Annotated in this window: 21 protein-coding genes; 3 read left to right on the forward strand and 18 right to left on the reverse strand. The window is 46.3% G+C overall.

What is annotated here, in order from left to right:
• The first annotated feature begins 170 nt into the window (after nucleotides 1–170).
• Nucleotides 171–461, forward strand: coding sequence for a c-type cytochrome (locus tag AC0KH7_RS06665; protein ID WP_472371858.1), 291 nt, complete (start codon nucleotides 171–173; stop codon nucleotides 459–461).
• Nucleotides 462–490: 29 nt separating this feature from the next.
• Here the strand turns inward: AC0KH7_RS06665 and AC0KH7_RS06670 are convergent, their stop codons facing one another.
• The 3 genes from AC0KH7_RS06670 to AC0KH7_RS06680 all read right to left on the reverse strand — a co-directional run bounded on the left by AC0KH7_RS06670 (nucleotide 491) and on the right by AC0KH7_RS06680 (nucleotide 4,190).
• Nucleotides 491–1,372 carry a hypothetical protein gene (locus tag AC0KH7_RS06670; RefSeq protein ID WP_472371860.1) on the reverse strand — a complete coding sequence of 294 codons (882 nt, stop codon included), beginning with the start codon at nucleotides 1,370–1,372 and terminating at the stop codon, nucleotides 491–493.
• A gap of 234 nt (nucleotides 1,373–1,606) precedes the next feature.
• Nucleotides 1,607–2,269, reverse strand: coding sequence for a tRNA (adenosine(37)-N6)-threonylcarbamoyltransferase complex dimerization subunit type 1 TsaB (gene tsaB, locus AC0KH7_RS06675; protein ID WP_472371862.1), 663 nt, complete (start codon nucleotides 2,267–2,269; stop codon nucleotides 1,607–1,609).
• 1 nt (nucleotide 2,270) lies between these two features.
• Nucleotides 2,271–4,190 carry an ATP-dependent DNA helicase gene (locus tag AC0KH7_RS06680; RefSeq protein WP_472371864.1) on the reverse strand — a complete coding sequence of 640 codons (1,920 nt, stop codon included), beginning with the start codon at nucleotides 4,188–4,190 and terminating at the stop codon, nucleotides 2,271–2,273.
• 134 nt (nucleotides 4,191–4,324) lie between these two features.
• Between AC0KH7_RS06680 and ykgO the strand changes: the two genes are divergently transcribed.
• Nucleotides 4,325–4,450, forward strand: a complete 126-nt coding sequence (gene ykgO, locus AC0KH7_RS06685; RefSeq protein WP_011370693.1) for a type B 50S ribosomal protein L36 — start codon at nucleotides 4,325–4,327, stop codon at nucleotides 4,448–4,450.
• 86 nt (nucleotides 4,451–4,536) lie between these two features.
• Here ykgO and AC0KH7_RS06690 read toward each other — a convergent pair whose 3' ends face one another.
• The 15 genes from AC0KH7_RS06690 to rpsB all read right to left on the reverse strand — a co-directional run bounded on the left by AC0KH7_RS06690 (nucleotide 4,537) and on the right by rpsB (nucleotide 19,138).
• Nucleotides 4,537–5,523: a chemotaxis protein CheW gene (locus AC0KH7_RS06690; RefSeq protein WP_472371866.1), complete on the reverse strand. Its 987-nt coding sequence runs from the start codon at nucleotides 5,521–5,523 to the stop codon at nucleotides 4,537–4,539.
• Nucleotides 5,524–5,682: 159 nt separating this feature from the next.
• Nucleotides 5,683–6,303 (reverse strand): ribonuclease HII, encoded by a 621-nt coding sequence (gene rnhB / locus AC0KH7_RS06695; protein WP_472371868.1) that lies wholly within the window; start codon nucleotides 6,301–6,303, stop codon nucleotides 5,683–5,685.
• A 5-nt stretch (nucleotides 6,304–6,308) separates the two neighbouring features.
• Nucleotides 6,309–7,490, reverse strand: coding sequence for a lipid-A-disaccharide synthase (gene lpxB, locus AC0KH7_RS06700; protein ID WP_472371870.1), 1,182 nt, complete (start codon nucleotides 7,488–7,490; stop codon nucleotides 6,309–6,311).
• Nucleotides 7,474–8,244 carry an acyl-ACP--UDP-N-acetylglucosamine O-acyltransferase gene (gene lpxA, locus AC0KH7_RS06705; protein WP_472371872.1) on the reverse strand — a complete coding sequence of 257 codons (771 nt, stop codon included), beginning with the start codon at nucleotides 8,242–8,244 and terminating at the stop codon, nucleotides 7,474–7,476. Before lpxA ends, lpxB begins: the two co-directional genes overlap by 17 nt.
• 24 nt (nucleotides 8,245–8,268) lie before the next feature.
• Entirely contained in the window at nucleotides 8,269–8,709 is a 441-nt protein-coding gene (gene fabZ, locus AC0KH7_RS06710) for a 3-hydroxyacyl-ACP dehydratase FabZ (RefSeq protein ID WP_472371874.1), read from the reverse strand.
• Nucleotide 8,710: 1 nt separating this feature from the next.
• Nucleotides 8,711–9,754 (reverse strand): UDP-3-O-(3-hydroxymyristoyl)glucosamine N-acyltransferase, encoded by a 1,044-nt coding sequence (gene lpxD / locus AC0KH7_RS06715; RefSeq protein ID WP_472371876.1) that lies wholly within the window; start codon nucleotides 9,752–9,754, stop codon nucleotides 8,711–8,713.
• 19 nt (nucleotides 9,755–9,773) lie between these two features.
• Nucleotides 9,774–10,307 carry an OmpH/Skp family outer membrane protein gene (locus AC0KH7_RS06720; RefSeq protein WP_472371878.1) on the reverse strand — a complete coding sequence of 178 codons (534 nt, stop codon included), beginning with the start codon at nucleotides 10,305–10,307 and terminating at the stop codon, nucleotides 9,774–9,776.
• A 111-nt stretch (nucleotides 10,308–10,418) separates the two neighbouring features.
• Nucleotides 10,419–12,716: an outer membrane protein assembly factor BamA gene (bamA, locus tag AC0KH7_RS06725; protein WP_472371880.1), complete on the reverse strand. Its 2,298-nt coding sequence runs from the start codon at nucleotides 12,714–12,716 to the stop codon at nucleotides 10,419–10,421.
• Nucleotides 12,709–14,079, reverse strand: coding sequence for an RIP metalloprotease RseP (gene rseP, locus AC0KH7_RS06730; RefSeq protein WP_472371882.1), 1,371 nt, complete (start codon nucleotides 14,077–14,079; stop codon nucleotides 12,709–12,711). Before rseP ends, bamA begins: the two co-directional genes overlap by 8 nt.
• A complete protein-coding gene (locus AC0KH7_RS06735) occupies nucleotides 14,076–14,885 on the reverse strand; it encodes a phosphatidate cytidylyltransferase (protein ID WP_472371884.1) in 810 nt (269 codons plus the stop codon). Before AC0KH7_RS06735 ends, rseP begins: the two co-directional genes overlap by 4 nt.
• Complete coding sequence (locus AC0KH7_RS06740; protein WP_472371886.1) at nucleotides 14,879–15,616, reverse strand: isoprenyl transferase; 738 nt, start codon at nucleotides 15,614–15,616, stop codon at nucleotides 14,879–14,881. Before AC0KH7_RS06740 ends, AC0KH7_RS06735 begins: the two co-directional genes overlap by 7 nt.
• 118 nt (nucleotides 15,617–15,734) lie before the next feature.
• The gene (gene frr, locus AC0KH7_RS06745; RefSeq protein WP_068648912.1) at nucleotides 15,735–16,292 is read right to left on the reverse strand and encodes a ribosome recycling factor; all 558 of its coding nucleotides are present in this window, start codon (nucleotides 16,290–16,292) and stop codon (nucleotides 15,735–15,737) included.
• A 33-nt stretch (nucleotides 16,293–16,325) separates the two neighbouring features.
• The gene (pyrH, locus tag AC0KH7_RS06750) at nucleotides 16,326–17,036 is read right to left on the reverse strand and encodes a UMP kinase (protein ID WP_472371888.1); all 711 of its coding nucleotides are present in this window, start codon (nucleotides 17,034–17,036) and stop codon (nucleotides 16,326–16,328) included.
• A 217-nt stretch (nucleotides 17,037–17,253) separates the two neighbouring features.
• Nucleotides 17,254–18,138: a translation elongation factor Ts gene (tsf, locus tag AC0KH7_RS06755; RefSeq protein ID WP_472371890.1), complete on the reverse strand. Its 885-nt coding sequence runs from the start codon at nucleotides 18,136–18,138 to the stop codon at nucleotides 17,254–17,256.
• Between the two features lie 265 nt (nucleotides 18,139–18,403).
• A complete protein-coding gene (gene rpsB / locus AC0KH7_RS06760; protein ID WP_068648918.1) occupies nucleotides 18,404–19,138 on the reverse strand; it encodes a 30S ribosomal protein S2 in 735 nt (244 codons plus the stop codon).
• Between the two features lie 236 nt (nucleotides 19,139–19,374).
• On the opposite strand from rpsB, the gene map reads away from it, so the two are divergent.
• The gene (map, locus tag AC0KH7_RS06765) at nucleotides 19,375–20,181 is read left to right on the forward strand and encodes a type I methionyl aminopeptidase (protein WP_472371892.1); all 807 of its coding nucleotides are present in this window, start codon (nucleotides 19,375–19,377) and stop codon (nucleotides 20,179–20,181) included.
• The last annotated feature ends 3 nt before the right edge of the window (nucleotides 20,182–20,184 follow it).

Genomic DNA, 20,184 nt, shown 5'->3' on the forward strand with positions numbered 1-20,184 from the left:
GATGCTAATAAAACCCAAACCTTTTAATAAGCATTTTCTAATATAAATTCCATCTAATATACAAGCAAAAACATTTATGTGGAATCAAATCGGTTTTCAGTAGAATGAAACCTGTGTTACGTATTCCATACCCTTTTAAACCATCACACTTAAATGTTGGAGGCAGCACTATGAAACAAGCGCGCAATACTCTTTTAGCCGGCCTTTTGGTCTCTCCGATACTGGCCTATGCCGACGTGCATCCGGGCAAAGCCCTATACGATGATGCCAACTGCGCAAAATGCCATGCGGATATGGGCTACAACAAACCGAGCCTGACCAAAATGAAACCTCATAACTATACTGACCTACAAAAAGCCGTTGCTTATTGTGACAGTAACTTAAATGTGGGGTGGTTTGACGACGAGCGGGAAGAAGTTGTCGATTACCTGAACGAAACCTACTACCAATTCCCGAAATAGACAGGATTAACAAATCAAACGATAAAAGCTCAAACGTCTTGCCCGAGGTAACGAAGTTGTTTCTTCAGCTTTTTCAGCGCCTCGGGATCCGCTTTTTTCACATCATCCTCGACCAATAAATTATCGGCATCCTTGACGGATTTATCGATGGCATCCACAAGGAAATACGTTTTCATATTGGAATCAATCGCTTTCCAGTTGCGTTTTTTGGCGCGCCAGAGTTTATTTAATGCCGGATCCCGATCCAACACCTGAATAATATGGTCGAACAATTTTGTCAAACGCGGAACCGATTCGTGAGGCCAGAAAGGGCGTCCATTTTTCGGATCGAAATAACTGGCGCGATCCAACTCGGCCACTTTGAAAGCCGGGATAATGCCCGGAATACCGGCATAAGCCGCTTCCGCTTCCGCACTTTGCAAATGATCGACTGACATCACCGGCACGTTCGACTTCCAACGGGAATAAGTAATGTACACATTGTAACGATCAATATAGTTCAGCTTGCCTTTGGCCAGCTTCACGACCTTATCGGCCGGAACGATGTACTCCAAGCCTTGGCTGGTTAACTGTTTGGTATTATCCCAAAGCTCCCAGCCAGACTGGCCGGTTTCATTACCGGATGAATCCACCGCAATCGGCACACAGGACAATCCATAGTCGTGCCCTTCCACAAAATCGCGCACCGCAATCTGATAATCCCCTTTCGGTGTGATTTTACGAACGATTCCAATAATGTAAGCATCGTCTTTGATGTTATTGGAAGGAAAGCCCACCAACACCGTTTCACCGACTTTAAATTTATGCGACAGCATATCGGCCGCCAGCACCCAGGAAGAAAACAACAGTGTGACAGTCACCACTAGGGCAGATAAACGTATTTTCAAATCGGTCTCCAATTCTATTTTCACAGGAATCCATCGGATTCCTTTCGCTGATACTCGCTAATATTCGCTCAATTCAGTTGCCATTTTATCAATCTCCGAGCCTGTTAACTATACACAGAAATTGTGGATAATTTTGTGTGCAACCTCTCAAGAAGTCGAAAAAAATGAGTAATGTCTTAACGGTTACCTAAGATGATTAAAAAATAGGCACATCATTTCAACACTCAAAAAATGCGCGTGATTTTTAACCCGCCGGTTTCATTTTTTGTCCGCCACATCATTCCGCAAATACACCGGCATCGGCAGTTGTTCTTCCACACCAAACGTCTGCTCCGGGCGCTGAGCCGCAATGTCGGCAATGGCTTGCGCAGACGGTAACACCGATTCCCAATGCTTGAACGTCGCCTTCACATTTGGAAAAACACTATCAATATCACCCGCGCCTTGTGAAATGCCGGAATTGGAAATCAACGTCAAGGCGTTGGTTTCCGAGACCAGTTGCGCCGGTTCCGAAACAAGCCGGTCCGATTCAACACGACAAGCCTGTAAATAAAGCTCTTGCATACGAGCATCCAAACAGGCCCACCATTGCGTTTGCCCCGACGCTTGATACCCTTGCCAGGCCAACGCTTCTAACGTGGACACAGACACCACTGGCTTTTCCCAGGCAAAGGCCAAGCCTTGGATCACACCGGATGCGATTCGAATACCGGTAAAGGCGCCCGGCCCCTCTCCAAATGCTAACGCATCAATTTGACCAGGCCTGATTCCGGCTTGTTTCAGCACCGAATCCACCATTGGCAATAAGCGATCGGCATGCTTCTGAGGGGCAAGCTCATATTCCAAATAAACCTCATCACCCTGTTTCAAACAAGCCGAACAGGCTTGCGTGGAGGTTTCCACCGCTAAAATCGTCTGCATATCATTCATCCCGTGTTAATTTTTGCTTAGCCTCTTCGGCATTAAATACCCACCGAAAATTTGGAAAACTGTTGGTGATAATGCGTCCATAGGACTTTTGTGTTAAGCGGGGATCACACAGCATCAACACCCCATAATCCGACGTGTCTCGAATCAATCGTCCAATCCCCTGCTTCAAAGCAATGGTCGCTTCGGGGATTTGGAAGTGAAAAAAACCGTTCAATCCTTTCTGTTTCAAAGCGTTTTCCCGGGCTTGCACGACGGGGTCGTCCGGCGGAATAAACGGAATGCGGTCAATCATCACCAACTTCAAAGCATCGCCTTTCACGTCCACACCTTCCCAAAAACTGCTGGTCCCCAATAGCAACGCCTTATCGCTTTCTTTAAATCGCTGCAACAGAGTGGTTTTCGGCCCATCCCCCTGAATCAGCAAAGTACCGTCCCAGTGCTCGGATAAAATGACCTTGGCTTCCTGCAAGGCCCGATGACTGGTGAACAGCAAAAACGCACAGCCTTGGCTGGCCTGCAACAAGGGCCAGGCAGCCCGAAGACACACTTTAATGTAATCCGGTGCTTTTGGATCCGGTAGCCCAATGGGGTGATAAATCACGGCTTGCTTATCGTAGTCAAACGGACTTTCCCACTGACGGGTTTCAGCTTCACCCAGCCCTAATCGCTGAGCAAAATAATCAAAACTGTGGTTCACGCTGAGCGTAGCCGACGTAAAAATCCAAGTTCCGCCCAACGCATCACGTTGCCGACTGAATGGTTCAGCCACACTCAAGGGCGTTAAGTTCAACTTAAAGCGGGCCTGGGAAGACTCCACCCAACGAATTTGGTTTTCCGACGACGCCGTTAACCAGGTGGCAACTTGTTTTTCAAACTCCTGAGTTCGCTTATACAGAGCCGAGAGCAATTTGCCTTTATCGGTTAACGGTTTAAGGGTATCAATCAACTGAGTCAATTGGTTGCGCAAATGCGCCAAAGTCTTGTGCGGCGCCTTTGAAGCCTCAAAGGCCTCCCAGGTCCAACGCTTTTCCCACTTACCCAAAGCTTCGTTAAAAACACGCACCTTGTCTTCTAAGGCCGAAGCCTGATCACCGAGTTCCGCCGATTCCGGCGCTTCTTTTTTATACGCCAAACGAACATCTCTTATCAGCTCGTCTAACTGATAACGACTCACACTGAACCCGAGAAACTGTGCCGCGATATCCGGCAACTGATGGGCTTCGTCAAAAACATAAATATCGGCTTCCGGCAACACTTCACCAAAGCCTTGTTCGCGCAAGGCCAAGTCGGCACAAAACAAATGGTGATTCACAATCAAAACCTGAGCATCCTGAGCTTGCTGCTTCACGCCAGGATAAAAACACCCTTCATCCCCACTGCATTCATTGGCCTGACAAAACTCCATGCGCGCGCAGACCTTGCTCCAGATGGGATCGTTTTCATCCAAAGACTGCAACTCCGACTTATCACCATTGCGCGTTTTCAGTTGCCAGTCATGAATCCGATTCAACTTCTTCCAAACTTCTTTGGTATTTTGCTCGGCGGTCTCGGCAATCTCCAGTCGCTGCGGACACAAATAGTTTTCTCGCCCTTTCAAAACTTTGGCGGTGCCGGTAATGCCACAGAGCTCCATGAGTAACGGAATGTCTTTAGTTAACAACTGATCTTGCAGCGTTTTGGTGGCGGTGGAGACAATGACCTTTTTCCCGGACAAAAGCGCCGGGATCAAATAAGAGAAGGTTTTTCCGGTGCCGGTTCCCGCTTCGGCCAACAGGCTGCCATCCGTTTCGATCATATCGGCAATGGTTTCGGCCATATCAACCTGAGCCTGCCGTACCTGATAACCCTCGACGGCCTGCGCAATACGCCCGTCGGCACCGAGATAAGTATCAATTTGGGATTTTAAAGACATCGAAACGCACTTCTTGCTGGAAAAACCCAAGCATTTTAACAAAAAACTGGACAGGGCTTTCGAAAATACGTACAATACGCTCTTTCAAATTTGAACTCTAGGCTTCGGCCTTAAAAACAATTGGATATCTAGAAATGAAAATTTTATCTTCTTTGAAATCAGCTAAGACACGTCACAAGGACTGTCAAGTTGTAAGACGTCGCGGAAAAGTTTACGTTATTAACAAAACGAACCCAAGATTCAAAGCGCGTCAACGTTAATCTCCTAACCGAGGTTCCAAACTAAAAAAGGCACCTGATCAGTGCCTTTTTTATTATCTACCGTTTACCCAACCTCTCCTCAAGTGCTAGGCAACATCTTCTTTTCGATAAAACTTGGCCTCGATTTTCTTAATCGTATCGACAATCAGCTGAGTATCCACCTTTCCAACAAAATGGTCCGCACCCATTTCCAAAACTTCACGGCTATTGTTATCACTGGTCATAGACGTATGCACCACAATCGGGATATCACGCGTTTTAGGATGGCCACGTAACTCTTTAATCACGGTGTGGCCTGACGCTTCGGGCATTTCCAAATCGGTAAAGATCATCGAAACACCACTCATATCGTCAAGCGTATCGACATAATCCAATAGCAAACGCCCATTATCAAAGGCTTTGTGTTTTAACCCAAGCTGCTCGAAAACCATTCCCATATACTTTTGGATTGCTTTACTGTCTTCCGCAAATAAAATCTCACGAGACATAATGGCATCACAAAAATCATATTCGCTTTTGCTCACCTCTTTCGCGGATGAAAATATTTTTTCCGCCATGGAGGGCATCGCTTCAATCAACAGTTTTTCGATATCCAAAATAAAGCACAAGGTTTCAGTGCCTTCCAGATAAGTATGGTTAACGACCTGATTCGTGTTTACATCGACATTATAATTACTGGCCGGCTTAATATCCGCCCAGTCCTTTTCTTCGACACCATGAATATGCGCCACACGCATGCCGATAAAGTTATGGCTGAAGTCAGACACAATAATGATCGATTTTTCACGTTCTTCCTCGGTCATTTCAAAGCCCATCCATTTAGGCAAATTAATCACCGGTAAGTAAACGCCACGCAATTCAATCATACCCTCTACCAATGGATTGGTATCCGGCATTTCGGACAACTCAAAAGCGCGCCCTTCCAAAACCTCACGCACCTTAAAGACATTCATGCCGTAATACGGTGGCGCATAGCCTTCACGTGGAAATTGAACCTGAAAAATCATTAGGCTCATCTGGTTGTTTTTACTAAGTTGAGCGGTTTTTTCAACCTGTTCCAGCGTCGTTGTCATGGTTAATCCCAATGTCTAGAAAGTCTTATGCCGACTACATGGCTTATTAACACCATTGTGGCAGTGGTTTTTTTAAACTGTAATCCAATTACGGGGTTTTCTCAAATTAAAATTCATTATGAACGTCACTGAAAACCTTAATCATTAGTAAGCAATAATTCAACTAATCGCATCCAGTATTTTTCGAACCGGCTTAAAAGAACGTCGATAACCATCAATCAAACCGTACTCGGCGATCCTCTCCAAGTGTAACTTGGTCGGGTATCCCTTATGGCTGTCAAAACCATATTGCGGGTAACGTTGGTGCAGTGTCATCATCTGCTCATCTCGATGCACTTTCGCCAAAATCGATGCGGCACTGATTTCCGGTATCTTTCCATCCCCTTTTACAATGGCTTCACACGGGTATGAAATGCTCGGACACCGGTTTCCATCAACCAACACTTTTTCAATCGGTAAGATTAAGCCATCTACGGCACGCTTCATCGCCAACATGGTCGCATGCAAAATATTCAATTCATCAATTTCTTGTGGTGTGGCACGCGCAATACAAAAACCCAAAGCCTGTGCTTTAATTTGCTCCGTTAACTGTTCTCGCTTAGGAGCTGACAAGGCCTTGGAGTCTTGCAGAGGCAAAGCACAATTTTCAGGCAAAATAACCGCCGCGGCCACCACATCCCCGATTAAAGGGCCACGACCAACTTCATCCACACCCACCACGTAACCTGTTTCCGTAGGCGAGTCAGCACCGAACAAATCCAGTTCACTTTGGTGGTTCATAAGGCCTACAAACCACTCCATTCCACAATGGCATCGGCCGCCAATTCCGAAGCATTTTGTTTTAACTGATGATATTGCGTATTAAACTCGGTCAACTGAGCGTCTCGCATCGCTTGATCGGAAATCAATTTGGCCAGCCCAAGCGCAATTTGTTGTGGCGTGGCCTCATCTTGAATAAACTCCGGCACAATGGTTTTCTGCGCTAAAACATTGGGCAAACCAATCCACTGTGTCGTTGCCAGACGACGCATAATCCAATGCGTAATTGGATGCAGCTTAATGGCTAAAACCAACGGTCGTTTCATCAAGGCGGCCTCCAAAGTCGCTGTTCCAGAAGTCACAATCAACTGATCCGATGCGGCCATCGCCAATTGCGCTTGCTGGTCAATCAATCGCACATCCAGTCCCTGCCCAAATGTATCCAGTGACTGCTGAATCCGCTGTTTTGCCTTATCATTTACACACGGGATAACGAATTTCATTTGAGGGTACATGCTGTGTAAAATCACCGCCGCCTGGACATAGACATCGATCAGAAGATTAATTTCACTGCTTCTGGAACCGGGAAGCAAGCCGGTTACCGAAACCGATTCCGGCAACCCCAACACTCGTCGGGCCGCAGAACGATCCGGTGTCTCCGGAACCTGATTGGCCAAGGGGTGGCCGACAAATTTTGCCCGGATGCCATATTTTTCATATAACGGCAGTTCGAACGGGAACAACACCAAAACACCGTCCACCCAATGTTTAATTTTTAATAAACGTTTCTCTCGCCAAGCCCACACAGAAGGGCCAACATAGTGAATGGCCGGAATGTTAGCTGATTTCATGGCCGCTTCAACTCGAAAATTAAAATCCGGTGCATCAATTCCGATAAACGCCGTTGGCTTGATATCCAGCAGACGTTGAATCAACTCTTTACGTAACTTAAGCAGGCCTGGTAAAACTTTGAGGACTTCAAACAATCCCATAACGGATAAACGTTCCATTGGATACCAGCTTTCCATGCCTTCTGCCAGCATTTTGGGGCCGCCGATGCCGATAAACCGAGCTGTGGGGAAGCGTTTTTTAAGAGAGAGGATTAATTCTGAGCCTAAAGTGTCGCCGGAGGTTTCACCAGCGACCAAGGCAAAAATAGGAGAATCAGGCAACAGGCCTGTGGATACGGAACTATCGGACAATGCCACGACTGGACTGTTTGAGAAAATTGACAAGCGTTCCTAAAGTATCGCGTTCATCATTCATCGCATCAATTTCGTAAATCGCTTCTTCCAAACGATAGCCTGTACGATAAAGTGCCCGATAAGCTTTTTTCACTAAGTTGATTTGCTCGCGATCAAAACCGCGTCGTTTCAAGCCTTCAACATTCAAACCTCTTGGACCAGCCAAATTACCCGAAACCGTCACAAAATTAGGAACATCCTGATTAATAACACTGCCCATACCGCAAAAAGAGTGCTCTCCAATATTGCAAAATTGGTGCACCAGGGTATAACCCCCTAAAATGGCCCAATCATTAACAATCACATGGCCCGCTAACGCAGAAGCATTGGCAAAAATGGCATGATTTCCGACCACACAATCATGTGCAATGTGAACACCGGCCATAATCCAGTTATCATTACCAATAAGGGTTTCGCCACGGTCCTGTACCGTACCACGATTAACCGTCACATTTTCACGAAAGGTATTGTTGTCCCCGATCACCAACGTGGTCGGCTCATCTACGTACTTCTTATCCTGAGGGGCGGCGCCAATAGAACAAAACTGATAGAAACGATTATTTTTACCAATGGTGGTTGGTCCTGAAATGACGACATGCGGCCCAACAACCGTTCCTTCGCCAATCGACACCGATCCTTCAATAATGGAGTAAGGCCCGATTTCAACATTGGACGCAATGCTCGCCTGAGAATCAACTATGGCCGTTGAATGTATCACTCAATATCCTTTATTCTGAAGCGATTAAACTCTACGTTCCGCACACAGCATGTCACAAGAAGCAATCATTTTCCCGTCCACGCTGGTCGTACACTGAAACTTCCAGATTCCTTTTTTGTTATTAACCGTTTTAACTTCAAATTCCAAACGGTCACCCGGCACCGCTGGCTTTCTGAAACGGCAGTTATCCACGGCGGCCAAATAGTACATGGAAGTGCCATCCGGCTTTACTTCCTGGGTCTTAAATGCCAAAATTCCGGTACACTGCGCCATGGCTTCGATAATCATAACGCCCGGCATAATGGGGTTATCTGGAAAGTGGCCGGTGAATTGCGGTTCGTTATAGGTTACATTTTTATAGGCTTTTAAAGAGTCACCCGCGTTGAACTCAGTAACGCGATCCACCAGCAAAAAAGGATATCGGTGCGGCAGATATTCAAAAATTTCTTTTATATCGATTAGCATTTTAATTATTTTCCAATTGTGATTTTATTTCTTCTAATTCGCGTTCCAACCGCTTCACTTTCTGAGCCATTTTATTCAACCCTTTCATGCGAACCATGGTCTTTTGCCATTCTGAAGTCGGTACAGCAGGAAAACCAGAATAACTTCCTGCCTCTTTAATGTAGCCGGTTACACCGGACTTAGCGCCAAAGTGAGTCTTATCGGCAATGGTCACATGCCCCGTTACGCCCACCTGCCCGGCCAAAACACAGTATTTTCCAATTTCAGTGCTGCCGGCAATACCGACTTGACTGGCAATAGCGGTACCATAACCGATTTTAACGTTATGACCAATTTGCACTAAGCAGTCAATTATACAGTTGGATTCAATCACCGTATCATTTATTGCGCCACGATTAACCGTTGTGTTATTACCAATATAAACACGATCACCAATCACGACCCGGCCAATTTGCGGTAAGTGATACCACTCACCCTGTTCATTGGCAAAACCGAACCCTTCGCCACCGATTACACAACCAGATTCAAGGCGAACATCCTCGCCAATAAGGCAATCGTGCATGACCGATACATTTGGCGCGAAATAAGAACGATTCCCAACCTGAGAACCTTCTCCAATCACCGTTCCCGGTCCCAGAACCACATCGTTACCAATGACCACATTGCGACCAATAACAACATAGGCCCCCACAGACACCCTTTTTCCGATTGTTGCCGTCTCGTCAATCACAGCTGATTCATGGATACCCTCGGGTGGCTTTTGAGGGTTTAATAACTGCGCCGTTAATGCATATACATAATAAGGGTTATTGACCAATAAACGATTAGCCGACGTCATATCCCGGTATTCCGGTTTCAAGATAATCGCACCGGCCAGACTGGATTCTAGCTCCTGAAAGCGTTTACTATCGGAAAGAAAGCTGATATGAGACGATCCGGCTTCAACCAAACCTGAAACCTGATCTACTTGATGAGAAGGGTCACCCAGAAACTCGACGTCGACATCTTGTTTCGCCAAATAATCTAAAATCGTTTGAAGTTTCAATCTTATACTCTAAAGAATCTTACTTATTAAAATTGGCTCGTTTTTTCTGGTATTCTTTTTTCAAATACTCCAACACATTTTGTGTAATGTCCAAGCGATTATTGGTATAAGCAATGCCTTCATATAAGATCAAGTCAAACTTTTGCTGCTTCCCGATTTCTTTAATCGCTTGATTAACCAAACTTTGAAGGGCGGCTAGTTCTTCATTACGGCGAATATTCACCAATTCCTGAATATCGTTTCGTTTGCGCTGAATATCACGTGTCATCATGCTAATTTCGCGTTCAGTCGACACCTTTTGCGAATCAGACATCACCAGCTGGTTTTTTTGATAATCCTGCTGTTTTTTCTCCAGCTTTTTCGCTAATTTTTTCAACTCTGCCTGCTGTGGGCCAAACTCCTTTTCCAGGTTTTGCCCTGCCGCTTGAGCTTGTGGGGCTTTTTCAAGCAGCAAGGCGACATTGACCACACCCAGTTTCGCTGGTTGTGCCAAAGCCTGACCAGACAAGAAAACGAATACGCTTCCGACTAAAATCGCGAGCCACTTTCGCATAAAAACATCCCTTAACTCTAAAAATATTTGAAATATTGTATCCGATTTAATCAGGATTTTTAACCATATTTACGGTCTAACACTGAAACAGGTCTTTTCTTTCAGACCGGGTTACATTGCCACACCTAAATTAAACTGAAACACTTGTGTTTTGTCGGTATCGGTATAGTTCAGCGCCTTCGCAAAACTGAATGATAAAGGCCCCACTGGGGTAATCCAGGAAACCCCCAAACCGACCGACGAACGGAACTCCGGCAGCTTCACTTCATTCCAGTCGGTAAACACATTCCCGGCATCGGCAAACAAACTCAAACGCAGGTTTCCGGAATCTTCGATGAATGGCATCGGGAAAATCACTTCCGCATTGGAAATAATTCGAATCCGACCACCCTCCGGATCATCCGAGCCATCTGTTGTTTCATCAAACCTTGGACCTAAAGAGTTCGGTTCATAGCCTCGCACGGTTCCGATGCCGCCGGCATAAAAGTTTTCATAAAACGGAATACCTTTATAGCCATTATAACCATCACCATAAGCGACATCCCCTTTCAAACGCAGCGTAAAGATATCCGACAATGGCTGATAAAAGGTTTCGTTCAGATACAACTTATAGAAAGACACATCCGAGTTGGTTGGCATCACCAACTCACCACTGACACTGGTTCTTTGCCCATCCGTCGGGAAATAAAACGCATTTTTAGTATCATGACTCCAGCCCATAGTATATCGCACCGAATTAAAGTGTTTACCATACTCCGCCGTATAATTTTTACAGTACAAAAAGTCGTCAACACATTCGAGCGTTTGGTCGTCAAACTTTAAGCCGTAACTCAAGTTATTCCACTCACTGGTTGGATACCCCAAATTCAAACGGATACCGTAGTTATTGGTGGTGTAACTGGATACGTCGAGTTCTGCAGCATCAATTTCACGATAATACAGTCCACCACCCAACGAAACCCCGTCAACGGTAAAGTAAGGGTTGGTCACCCCAATATCCGCGGATTTGGTTGACGAACTGTAAGTTCCGTTAATGTTCGCTCGATAACCGGAACCGATAACGTTACGCTCCGTCACCCCTAAGGTAAAGCTCACACCATCAACCTGTGAATAACCCACACCCGCGTTAAAGGATCCGGTGGACTGCTCCTCAACTTTAACCACTAAATCAACCTGGTCTTTGGAAATACGGTCTGTGTCGATTTTAGCCGTTTTAAAATACCCCAATCGATTTAAGCGGGTATTCGAACGTCGAACGGCTTTCAAGGAATAAGGGGCGCTTTCAAATTGACGTAATTCTCGGCGAATCACATAATCTTTTGTTCGCGTATTCCCTTCTATTCGAATGCGACGAACATAAACCCGGCTTTTTGGCTCAATCCGAAAATCCAACGAGACCAAGCGATTATCTTTATCCAGATTGGTAATCGGCTCAATTTCTGCAAAAGCATAACCTTCCTCACTCAACCGATCACGAATAGCGTTAACAGTGGCCACAATCTTACTGCGAGAGAAATATTCGCCTTCGCGAATTTTCAACAGACCACGCAACTCTTTTTGGGTGATAATGGTATCACCGGTGAATTTAATCGTAGAAACCGTGTATTGCGGCCCCTCTTTCATATTAATCGTCAAAAATACCTGAGTTTTATCCAACGACAAACTGACTTGCGACGAGATGACCTTAAACTCGGCAAACCCACGGTCCATATAGTAAGAACGAAGGGTTTCGATATCCGATTGCAATTTCGGCTTGGCATACTTATCCGAATCACCAAACATCGCGGATTCGGATAAGAGCATGGCTTCTTTCAGGCGACCATCTTCATAAGTCTGGTTACCCACCAAGGTGATACGTCCGATACTGGCCGGCTTTCCTTCTTCAACTTTAATCAGCAAGCCCACCCGGTTACGTGGCAAGTCGGTGACCTCGATATCCACTTCCGCCGCATAATAGCCCTGATTCTGATAACGGCGACGCAAATCCAGAATGATACGATCCATTTGCGTGTCATTGAAAATACGACCTTGTTTGACGCCCAGCGAATCCAACGCCATATTCATGTCGTCGGTTTTAATCAACTCATTCCCTTCAATGGAAATGTCCGCAATTGAAGGACGCTCCAACACGCGAATCACCAAAACCCCGTCACCTTGCTCAAAAAAGGCGATATCACGGAAGAAGCCGGTTTTATAAAGCTTTTCAATACCTTCTTGCGTCTTCGCTGCCGTCAGCTCATCGCCAACATCAACCGGTAGATAACTTCGAATGGTTTCAAAACTGATGCGTTTATTACCTTCAATTTCAATTTTTTCAATTTTAAAATCGGCGGCTTGCGCGCTGCTGCTCAGCACGGTAAAGAAAAACACCAGTACCAAAAAAACACGCTGAAAAAACTGTTTAACCATTCGAAATTCGTACCACATCATTAAATAAAGCAAAAAACGTCAGGCCCAAAATTAACATCAGGCCGATTTTTTGAGCACCGGCTTCAATTGATTCCTTAACCGGTGCTCCCTTGATCATTTCAATCATATAAAAAAACAAATGCCCGCCGTCCAAAACCGGAATCGGCAACAAATTTAAAATCCCCAGGCTCAAACTGAGCAATCCCAATAAGCTTAAAAAAGCCACCCAGCCTGACTGCATCGCCTTACCGGAAAACTCAGCAATGCTCACCGGGCCGGAAATATTGGTCATGGAAACGCTTCCAACCAACATTCCCTTGATCATATTCAGTGTCATTTCAACCAAGTCAACCGTGTGATGCCACCCCTTTTCCAAGGATGTCAACGGGCCATAAGAAACCGTGACACGGTACTGACTCAAAGCCGCTTCATCCATTTTAACCCCGGCCCCCAAAGACCCGATGGTACTGGAGGCGGTTTCTTTTTCAGCCAAAACACCCTTTACAAACACCATCCGTCCATTACGGTCGACCAGCAATTCTACTTCTTTACCAGGGTGTTTGCGCACATATTCAACCAACTGCGACCAGGATTCGAGACCATGGCCATCAATACGGCGAACCCAATCACCACTTTGAAGTCCCATTTTTTGCGCCGGAGAATCCGTCACCACACGATTGATTACCGGCCGAATTTTCGGGTATTTCGGTGCAAACCCTAAGGCGCTCAACCAATCCTGTTTGGGCTGGTTAATGTCCAAATCCGTCAACGGCAAAACCACCTTCTTAGTTGCCGCCCCATTCAAGGCCTGCAACCCCACTGCAATATCGGCTTGTCCTTTCACCAGTGCTTGCAGCACTTGCTGGTACACGGCTCGCCAATCCAAAACATCCTTACCATCCACCGACAAAACCTGCCAGGCCTGGGTATTTTCAGGCAAACTTTCCGCCAAAGGCGTTTGTGGCGAAATCGTCTCGAAGACCGGTTTTAATCCGGAAATACCGGAAAAATAAATCAGCGAAAACACCAACCAGGCAAACACCAAGTTCACAACTGGCCCTGCCGCAACCACCGCAAAGCGACGATACACGTTTTGGCGATTAAACGCCCTCGGTAAATCTTCTGGTGCGACCGGCCCTTCTCGCTCATCAACAAACTTAACGTAGCCACCCAGGGGAATGGCACTCAACTGGAATTGAGTTTCGCCCATTTGTCTACGATAAAAAACCTTGCCGAACCCCAAGGAAAAATGCGTCACTTTGATATTAAAAGCGCGCGCAACGATGTAATGGCCCCATTCATGGATGGCGACCAACAAGCCCATCGCCACGACAAACCCAACAATCGACCAAAGAATCGTCATATCGACATCCATTGCCACACAAAAAAGAACATCGGTACCGCCACCAATAAACTGTCAACCCGATCCAGCAATCCACCATGCCCCGGTAATAATTGGCTGCTATCTTTTAAGTCGGCCTGGCGTTTCAATAAACTTTCGAACAAATCCCCGAAAATAGAGAACAAAGCCACTCCAGAAAACACAATCGCAACCGTCAGGTAAGTGCCATTCAGTGCAGGTTGCAACCAATTCAAACCGACCACCGCAATGACAAACGCCAATAACGCCCCGCCGTAAACGCCTTCCCAGGTTTTACCCGGGCTGACGTGAACGGCCAGTTTATGGCGACCAAAGCGACGCCCAGCGAAATAGGCTCCGGTATCAATGGCCCAAACCACAAACAAACTCAACAGCAATACCACTGGAGACAAAACCGATAAAAACACCATCAAAATACTGGCGAAATTGGCCAACACCAGCACGCCTAAAATCAAAATCATGACGGTTGATTTAAGCAGATATTGCCCAGCAGTCCATTGATAAATCATGACCATGGTCGCCATCACCGCCATGATCACCAAGGTCAGCCACAGCCACAACAAGGAACTGTCTGCAACATACAGTCCCCACGCCGCCAGTGCGACAATCAGCGCGTAAAAAATCCGCGTCAGCGGCCGTTCAACTCGAGCCAATCCGGCCCATTCCCAGCCACATAAAAACGTTGCCACTAAGACAAAAAACGCCCAGACCTGGTCATTCGCGAAAAAAAGCAACCCGCCAACCAACAAAAACAATAAAGACGCGGTAATCACACGCTGCATCAACATGGTGACGACACCTGCTCACTGGTTTTACCAAAGCGACGTTCACGTCTTTGAAAGGACGCAACCGCTCGATCAATGGAGTCTTCATTAAAGTCCGGCCAGAGTTCATCGGAAAAATACAACTCGGCGTAGGCCATTTGCCAAATCAAAAAATTACTGACGCGCTGCTCACCACCGGTACGAATCAACAAATCCGGCGTAGCCTGGTCGGCCAAACAAACATACTGTGACAAATCCGCCTCGGTTAAATCGGCGACAGATTGCTCAGGGTGCGCTTTTTGCCATGCTTTTACCGCCTGCACAACATCCCAGCGTCCGCCATAATTGGCCGCAACATTCAATGTTAAGGCCGTATTGTCGGCCGTCAAAGCTTCGGCTTTTTCTATATTCGCCTGAATTTCATCGCTAAACGCTGACCGGTCACCCACGACTCTCAGGCGCACATTATTTTCGTTCAATTTGGAAACTTCTTTTTGCAGCGCCATCAAAAACAGCCCCATCAACTTATTCACTTCCTCTTCCGGTCGTTTCCAATTTTCAGTACTGAAAGCAAACAGGGTCAAGGATTCCACCCCGATTTCACCGCAACGTTTCACTACGCGCTTCACCGCATTAACGCCTTTTTGGTGCCCCACAAAGCGTGGCAAAAAACGCTGCTTCGCCCAGCGGCCATTCCCATCCATAATGATGGCGATGTGTTTCGGAATTGCAGGATTGGGCGGGTGTTGACTCAAAAGTATTCCTAGTCAGGTTGATGGTTTAAACAAAAACGGCCTCTCAAGGCGTATGCCAAGACAGGCCGCTGTTGACAATTAACGAGTAATTATGCCGTAAATGCGAAAGAATTTCAGCTTAAATTTCCATCAAGCTGTCTTCTTTTTCCGTCAACATTTTGTCAATTTCCGCTACATGCGCATCGGTTGCTTTCTGAATGCGATCTTCCGCTTGGCGCAACTCATCATCGGTAATTTCTTTATCCTTATTCAAGTTTTTGAAATCCGCATTGGCGTCACGACGAATATTACGAACGGCCACTTTCGCCTGCTCGGCTTCGGCACGTGCCATTTTGATAAACTCTTTACGTCGCTCTTCCGTTAACGGCGGCATCGGAATGCGCATCATATTCCCGTTAGTGACCGGATTAATCCCCAAATCAGAGGTCATAATCGCTTTTTCGACCACCGCTACCATAGCCTGCTCCCAAGGTTGAACAGTTAAGGTACGAGCGTCCTCAACATTCACATTCGCCACCTGGCTCACCGGCACATCCGAACCGTAATAATCCACTTTAATCGAATCCAGAATACTTGGATGAGCTCGTCCGGTACGAATCTTGGCAAAATTACTTTCCAGATTCTCGACAGACTTCTGCATCCTTTCATTTGCATCATCAAAAATTTCATTCAACATTTCTTATTTTCTCCTTTGAACCCAAACTTGAAGTCAATGCACCAATGTGCCTTCGTCTTCACCTTTGACAATTCGAATCACCGCGTCCTTTTTAAACATATCAAATACGCGGATCGGCATTTTATGATCACGACATAACACAAAAGCGGTCATATCCATAACCTGTAGGTTTTTTTGAATCACATCATCGTAACTTAATTCAGCTAAACGCTCCGCCGTTGAATCCTTCGCCGGATCGGCCGTGTAAATCCCATCCACTTTAGTGGCCTTTAAAACAATATCGGCATCAATTTCGATGCCACGCAACGCAGCCGCCGTATCGGTTGTAAAGAAAGGGCTCCCGGTTCCAGCGGCAAAAATGGCTACTTGCCCCTCCGCCATGCCCTTTTTGACATGATTGGCATTAAAACCGTGGGACACGCCTTCGATACCCATTGCCGAATAAATCACCGAGGGCATTCCCATGTCTTCAATCACGTCACGCAGGGCCAGTGCATTAATGACCGTCGCCATCATTCCCATATGATCACCGGTAGTACGCTGAATCCCCGACCCCATGATTTGGGCTCCGCGGAAGATATTGCCACCGCCCACCACCAGGCCGACTTCAACGCCCAGCTCTCGCAACGCCTTTACTTCGGACACCACTTGACGTAACGTCTGCGCATCTAAGCCGAACTGACCATCGCCCATCAAGGCCTCTCCGCTGAACTTCAACAGCACTCGCTCATATTTCAATGACATGACTCACCTTAACCCATCTTGAATTATTTATCTGCAAACCGTTTTGAAATGCATTTTTGGAATGGAAAGCATTATAAAATGACTTTCAAAACAAATCGCGGAAAAAAGTTAAAAAAAAGCCATGATAAACAAACTTGCTTATCATGGCTTTTCATCAAAAGGCGCGGCCGACATTTGTCGGCAACGCTTTTTCAGCTCCATGAAACCGGAAACAGAATTAACCTTTTACAGCCGCAGCCGCCGCCGCAACTTCGTCTGCAAAGTTCGTTTCTTCAATCTCGATCCCTTCACCGACTTCCAAGCGAACAAAGTTCGAAACAGACGCATCGGAAGATTTCAAAAGCTTTTCAACCGTTTGATCCGGGTCTTTCACAAACGCTTGACCTAGCAAAGTAATCTCTTGAAGGTATTTACGCATACGACCTTCAATCATTTTTTCGATGATTTCAGCCGGCTTACCGGAATCTTGCGCTTGTTCAATTTGGAACTTACGCTCTTTTTCCAACACCTCGGCATCCACATCATCGGCTGAAATGGCCGCTGGGTTCGCGGCCGCAATGTGCATCGCTACGTCACGCGTCAAGCCATCATCCCCACCGTTCATCGCAACCACAACGCCGATTTTCTCACCGTGTTGATATTGACCGATAGTGCCGTTTGACTCAACCAACTCAATACGACGAACCGCCATGTTTTCGCCGATTTTACCAACCATTTCACGACGTCTTTCATCAATGGTCTGGCCGTTCGCCATTTTCTCATTCATTAAAGCATCAATGTCCATTTGACCCGTCGCTAGAACGATGGCCGCAATCTCATCAGCGAATGTTTTGAACTCGTCGCCTTTAGCCACAAAGTCCGTTTCACAGTTAACTTCAACAATCGCTGCTTTTTTCTTATCATCGGAAACCGCAATCGCAATGACACCTTCCGCCGCCGTACGACCGGCTTTTTTATCTGCGCCCGCCATACCTTTTTTGCGAAGAAACTCAACCGCTTCTTCCATATTTCCGTCGGTTTCACCCAACGCTTTCTTACAATCCATCATCCCTGCGCCAGTGATTTCACGCAGCTCTTTTACCATAGATGCAGTAACAGCCATTTTTTAGACCCCTAAAAATAAGTTGTAATCAGAGAGCTTTGCACGCGTAGGACGCGAAGAAAAAATGAGAGAAAATTTGGCTGATTGAGGCGGAAAATGCAGCTAATAGCGAGCTATTAGCCAGTTTTTCAACAAAAATCAGACGGATTTTAGCCATTTTTACTCGTGTAACTATCTCGTGCAAAGCTCTCAATCAATTTAAAAGGCCTGGAAAGAATGACCAGGCCTGGTGTTTTTCAGTGAACGCGAAGTCGGTTCGGGTCGATTAAGCTTCCGCTTTCTCTTCAACAAACTCGTCGCTTTCAGAAGCCGTGGTGATAGACCCTTTACCTTCATTAATCGCATCCGCGACCGAAGAAAGGTATAAAGAAACCGCGCGAACCGCGTCGTCGTTTCCAGGAATAACATAATCAACACCGTTCGGATCATTGTTTGTATCCACAACACCCACAACCGGAATACCTAGGTTTTTCGCTTCTTGAAGCGCAATTTTTTCATTCCCGGTATCGATCACAAAAATCGCATCCGGCATAGCACGCATATCTTTGATACCGCCTAGAGACAATTCCAACTTATCCTTTTGACGGGAGCGCATCAACGCTTCTTTTTTGGTGATCTTATCAAAGGTACCGTCTTGCTCTTGAGTCTCAAGGTCTTTCAGGTTTTTGATGGATTGTTTGATGGTTTTAAAGTTGGTCAACATACCACCCAACCAACGGTGGTTCACGTAAGGCATTCCACAACGCTTCGCTTCTTCCGCCACCAAATCACCCGCGGCACGCTTAGTACCAACGAACAATACAGTGCCTTTATTTGCTGCAATACCGCCCAGGAAGTTCAACGCATCGTTAAACATCGGCAAGGTTTTTTCTAGGTTGATGATGTGAATCTTATTGCGAGCACCAAAAATGTACTCACCCATTTTAGGGTTCCAATAACGTGTTTGGTGTCCGAAGTGAACACCTGCTTCCAACATTTGGCGCATAGTGACTTTAGCCATGATTTTTCTCCATTTTGGGTTAAGCCTCCGCCTGCCCATCAAACGAACTGTTTCGCATAAGCGACATTTAAGATAAAATCGCTCAAAACAAGGAAACAGCACCCCGTTTGATGTCTCGGCAGGCGTGTGGTTTTTCTGTTAAAATACCTTTATTCGAAAAGGCGGCGCATTTATACCATGTAGCCGTTTTTTTTTCAAGATTTTTCGATCTCAAACCACTTAACTTTGGAAGCTCAATGGCCATTAAAATCAAAACCGAACAGGAACTTGAAAAATTACGCGTTGCCGGCAAATTGGCCGCCGACGTACTCGTCATGATTGAACCCTATGTCAAGCCCGGCGTCTCGACCGGAGAGCTAAATGACATTATGGCCAAGTACATGACCGAGGTTCAAGGCACCGTTTCGGCGACACTCGGCTATCATGGGTTTCCGTCAGAAAGCTGCATCTCCATTAATGATGTCGTCTGCCACGGCATTCCGGATCACGACAAAAAGCTGAAAAACGGCGACATCGTCAATATCGACGTCACGGTCATCAAAGATGGTTACCACGGCGACAACAGCATGATGTACGAAGTCGGCGAGGTCAAACCTTTCGCGCGCCGTTTATGTCGTGTGGCCCACGAATGTATGTGGCTCGGCATTGAAGCCGTCAAACCGGGGGCCACCTTGTACGATATAGCCGAAGCCATTGAGACACACGCCCACAACAATGACTTTTCCGTGGTGAAGGAATATTGTGGACACGGCATCGGTGCCGAATTCCACGAAGAACCGCAAGTTGTACACTACACACAGCCGGAATTAAAGAAGATTGTCCTACAACCCGGCATGGTCTTTACCATTGAGCCCATGATCAACCAGGGCAAAGCCAATGTTAAAACGCTTGGCCCCAATAAAAAACACCCGGGAAATACCATTTTCCCGGTCAAAACCGCTGACCGAAAACTTTCCGCACAGTGGGAACACATGCTGGCCGTCACCGACGATGGTTATGAAATCTTAACGCTACGCCCCGGCGAACAACCCGTCTTACCTTAAAAA

The organism is Hydrogenovibrio sp., from assembly GCF_965140365.1.
Taxonomy (GTDB): domain Bacteria; phylum Pseudomonadota; class Gammaproteobacteria; order Thiomicrospirales; family Thiomicrospiraceae; genus Hydrogenovibrio.

Bases quoted from the DNA above. Each gene is read 5' to 3' on its own strand.
- rnhB (WP_472371868.1), bottom strand. From the start codon at position 6,303: ATGAACCACCAAAGTGAACTGGATTTGTTCGGTGCTGACTCGCCTACG.
- map (WP_472371892.1), top strand. From the start codon at position 19,375: ATGGCCATTAAAATCAAAACCGAACAGGAACTTGAAAAATTACGCGTT.
- AC0KH7_RS06680 (WP_472371864.1), bottom strand. From the start codon at position 4,190: ATGTCTTTAAAATCCCAAATTGATACTTATCTCGGTGCCGACGGGCGT.
- AC0KH7_RS06690 (WP_472371866.1), bottom strand. From the start codon at position 5,523: ATGACAACGACGCTGGAACAGGTTGAAAAAACCGCTCAACTTAGTAAA.
- tsf (WP_472371890.1), bottom strand. From the start codon at position 18,138: ATGGCTGTTACTGCATCTATGGTAAAAGAGCTGCGTGAAATCACTGGC.
- rseP (WP_472371882.1), bottom strand. From the start codon at position 14,079: ATGACGATTCTTTGGTCGATTGTTGGGTTTGTCGTGGCGATGGGCTTG.
- AC0KH7_RS06735 (WP_472371884.1), bottom strand. From the start codon at position 14,885: ATGTTGATGCAGCGTGTGATTACCGCGTCTTTATTGTTTTTGTTGGTT.
- rpsB (WP_068648918.1), bottom strand. From the start codon at position 19,138: ATGGCTAAAGTCACTATGCGCCAAATGTTGGAAGCAGGTGTTCACTTC.
- tsaB (WP_472371862.1), bottom strand. From the start codon at position 2,269: ATGCAGACGATTTTAGCGGTGGAAACCTCCACGCAAGCCTGTTCGGCT.
- frr (WP_068648912.1), bottom strand. From the start codon at position 16,292: ATGTTGAATGAAATTTTTGATGATGCAAATGAAAGGATGCAGAAGTCT.
- AC0KH7_RS06720 (WP_472371878.1), bottom strand. From the start codon at position 10,307: ATGCGAAAGTGGCTCGCGATTTTAGTCGGAAGCGTATTCGTTTTCTTG.
- fabZ (WP_472371874.1), bottom strand. From the start codon at position 8,709: ATGCTAATCGATATAAAAGAAATTTTTGAATATCTGCCGCACCGATAT.
- bamA (WP_472371880.1), bottom strand. From the start codon at position 12,716: ATGGTTAAACAGTTTTTTCAGCGTGTTTTTTTGGTACTGGTGTTTTTC.
- AC0KH7_RS06665 (WP_472371858.1), top strand. From the start codon at position 171: ATGAAACAAGCGCGCAATACTCTTTTAGCCGGCCTTTTGGTCTCTCCG.
- pyrH (WP_472371888.1), bottom strand. From the start codon at position 17,036: ATGTCATTGAAATATGAGCGAGTGCTGTTGAAGTTCAGCGGAGAGGCC.
- ykgO (WP_011370693.1), top strand. From the start codon at position 4,325: ATGAAAATTTTATCTTCTTTGAAATCAGCTAAGACACGTCACAAGGAC.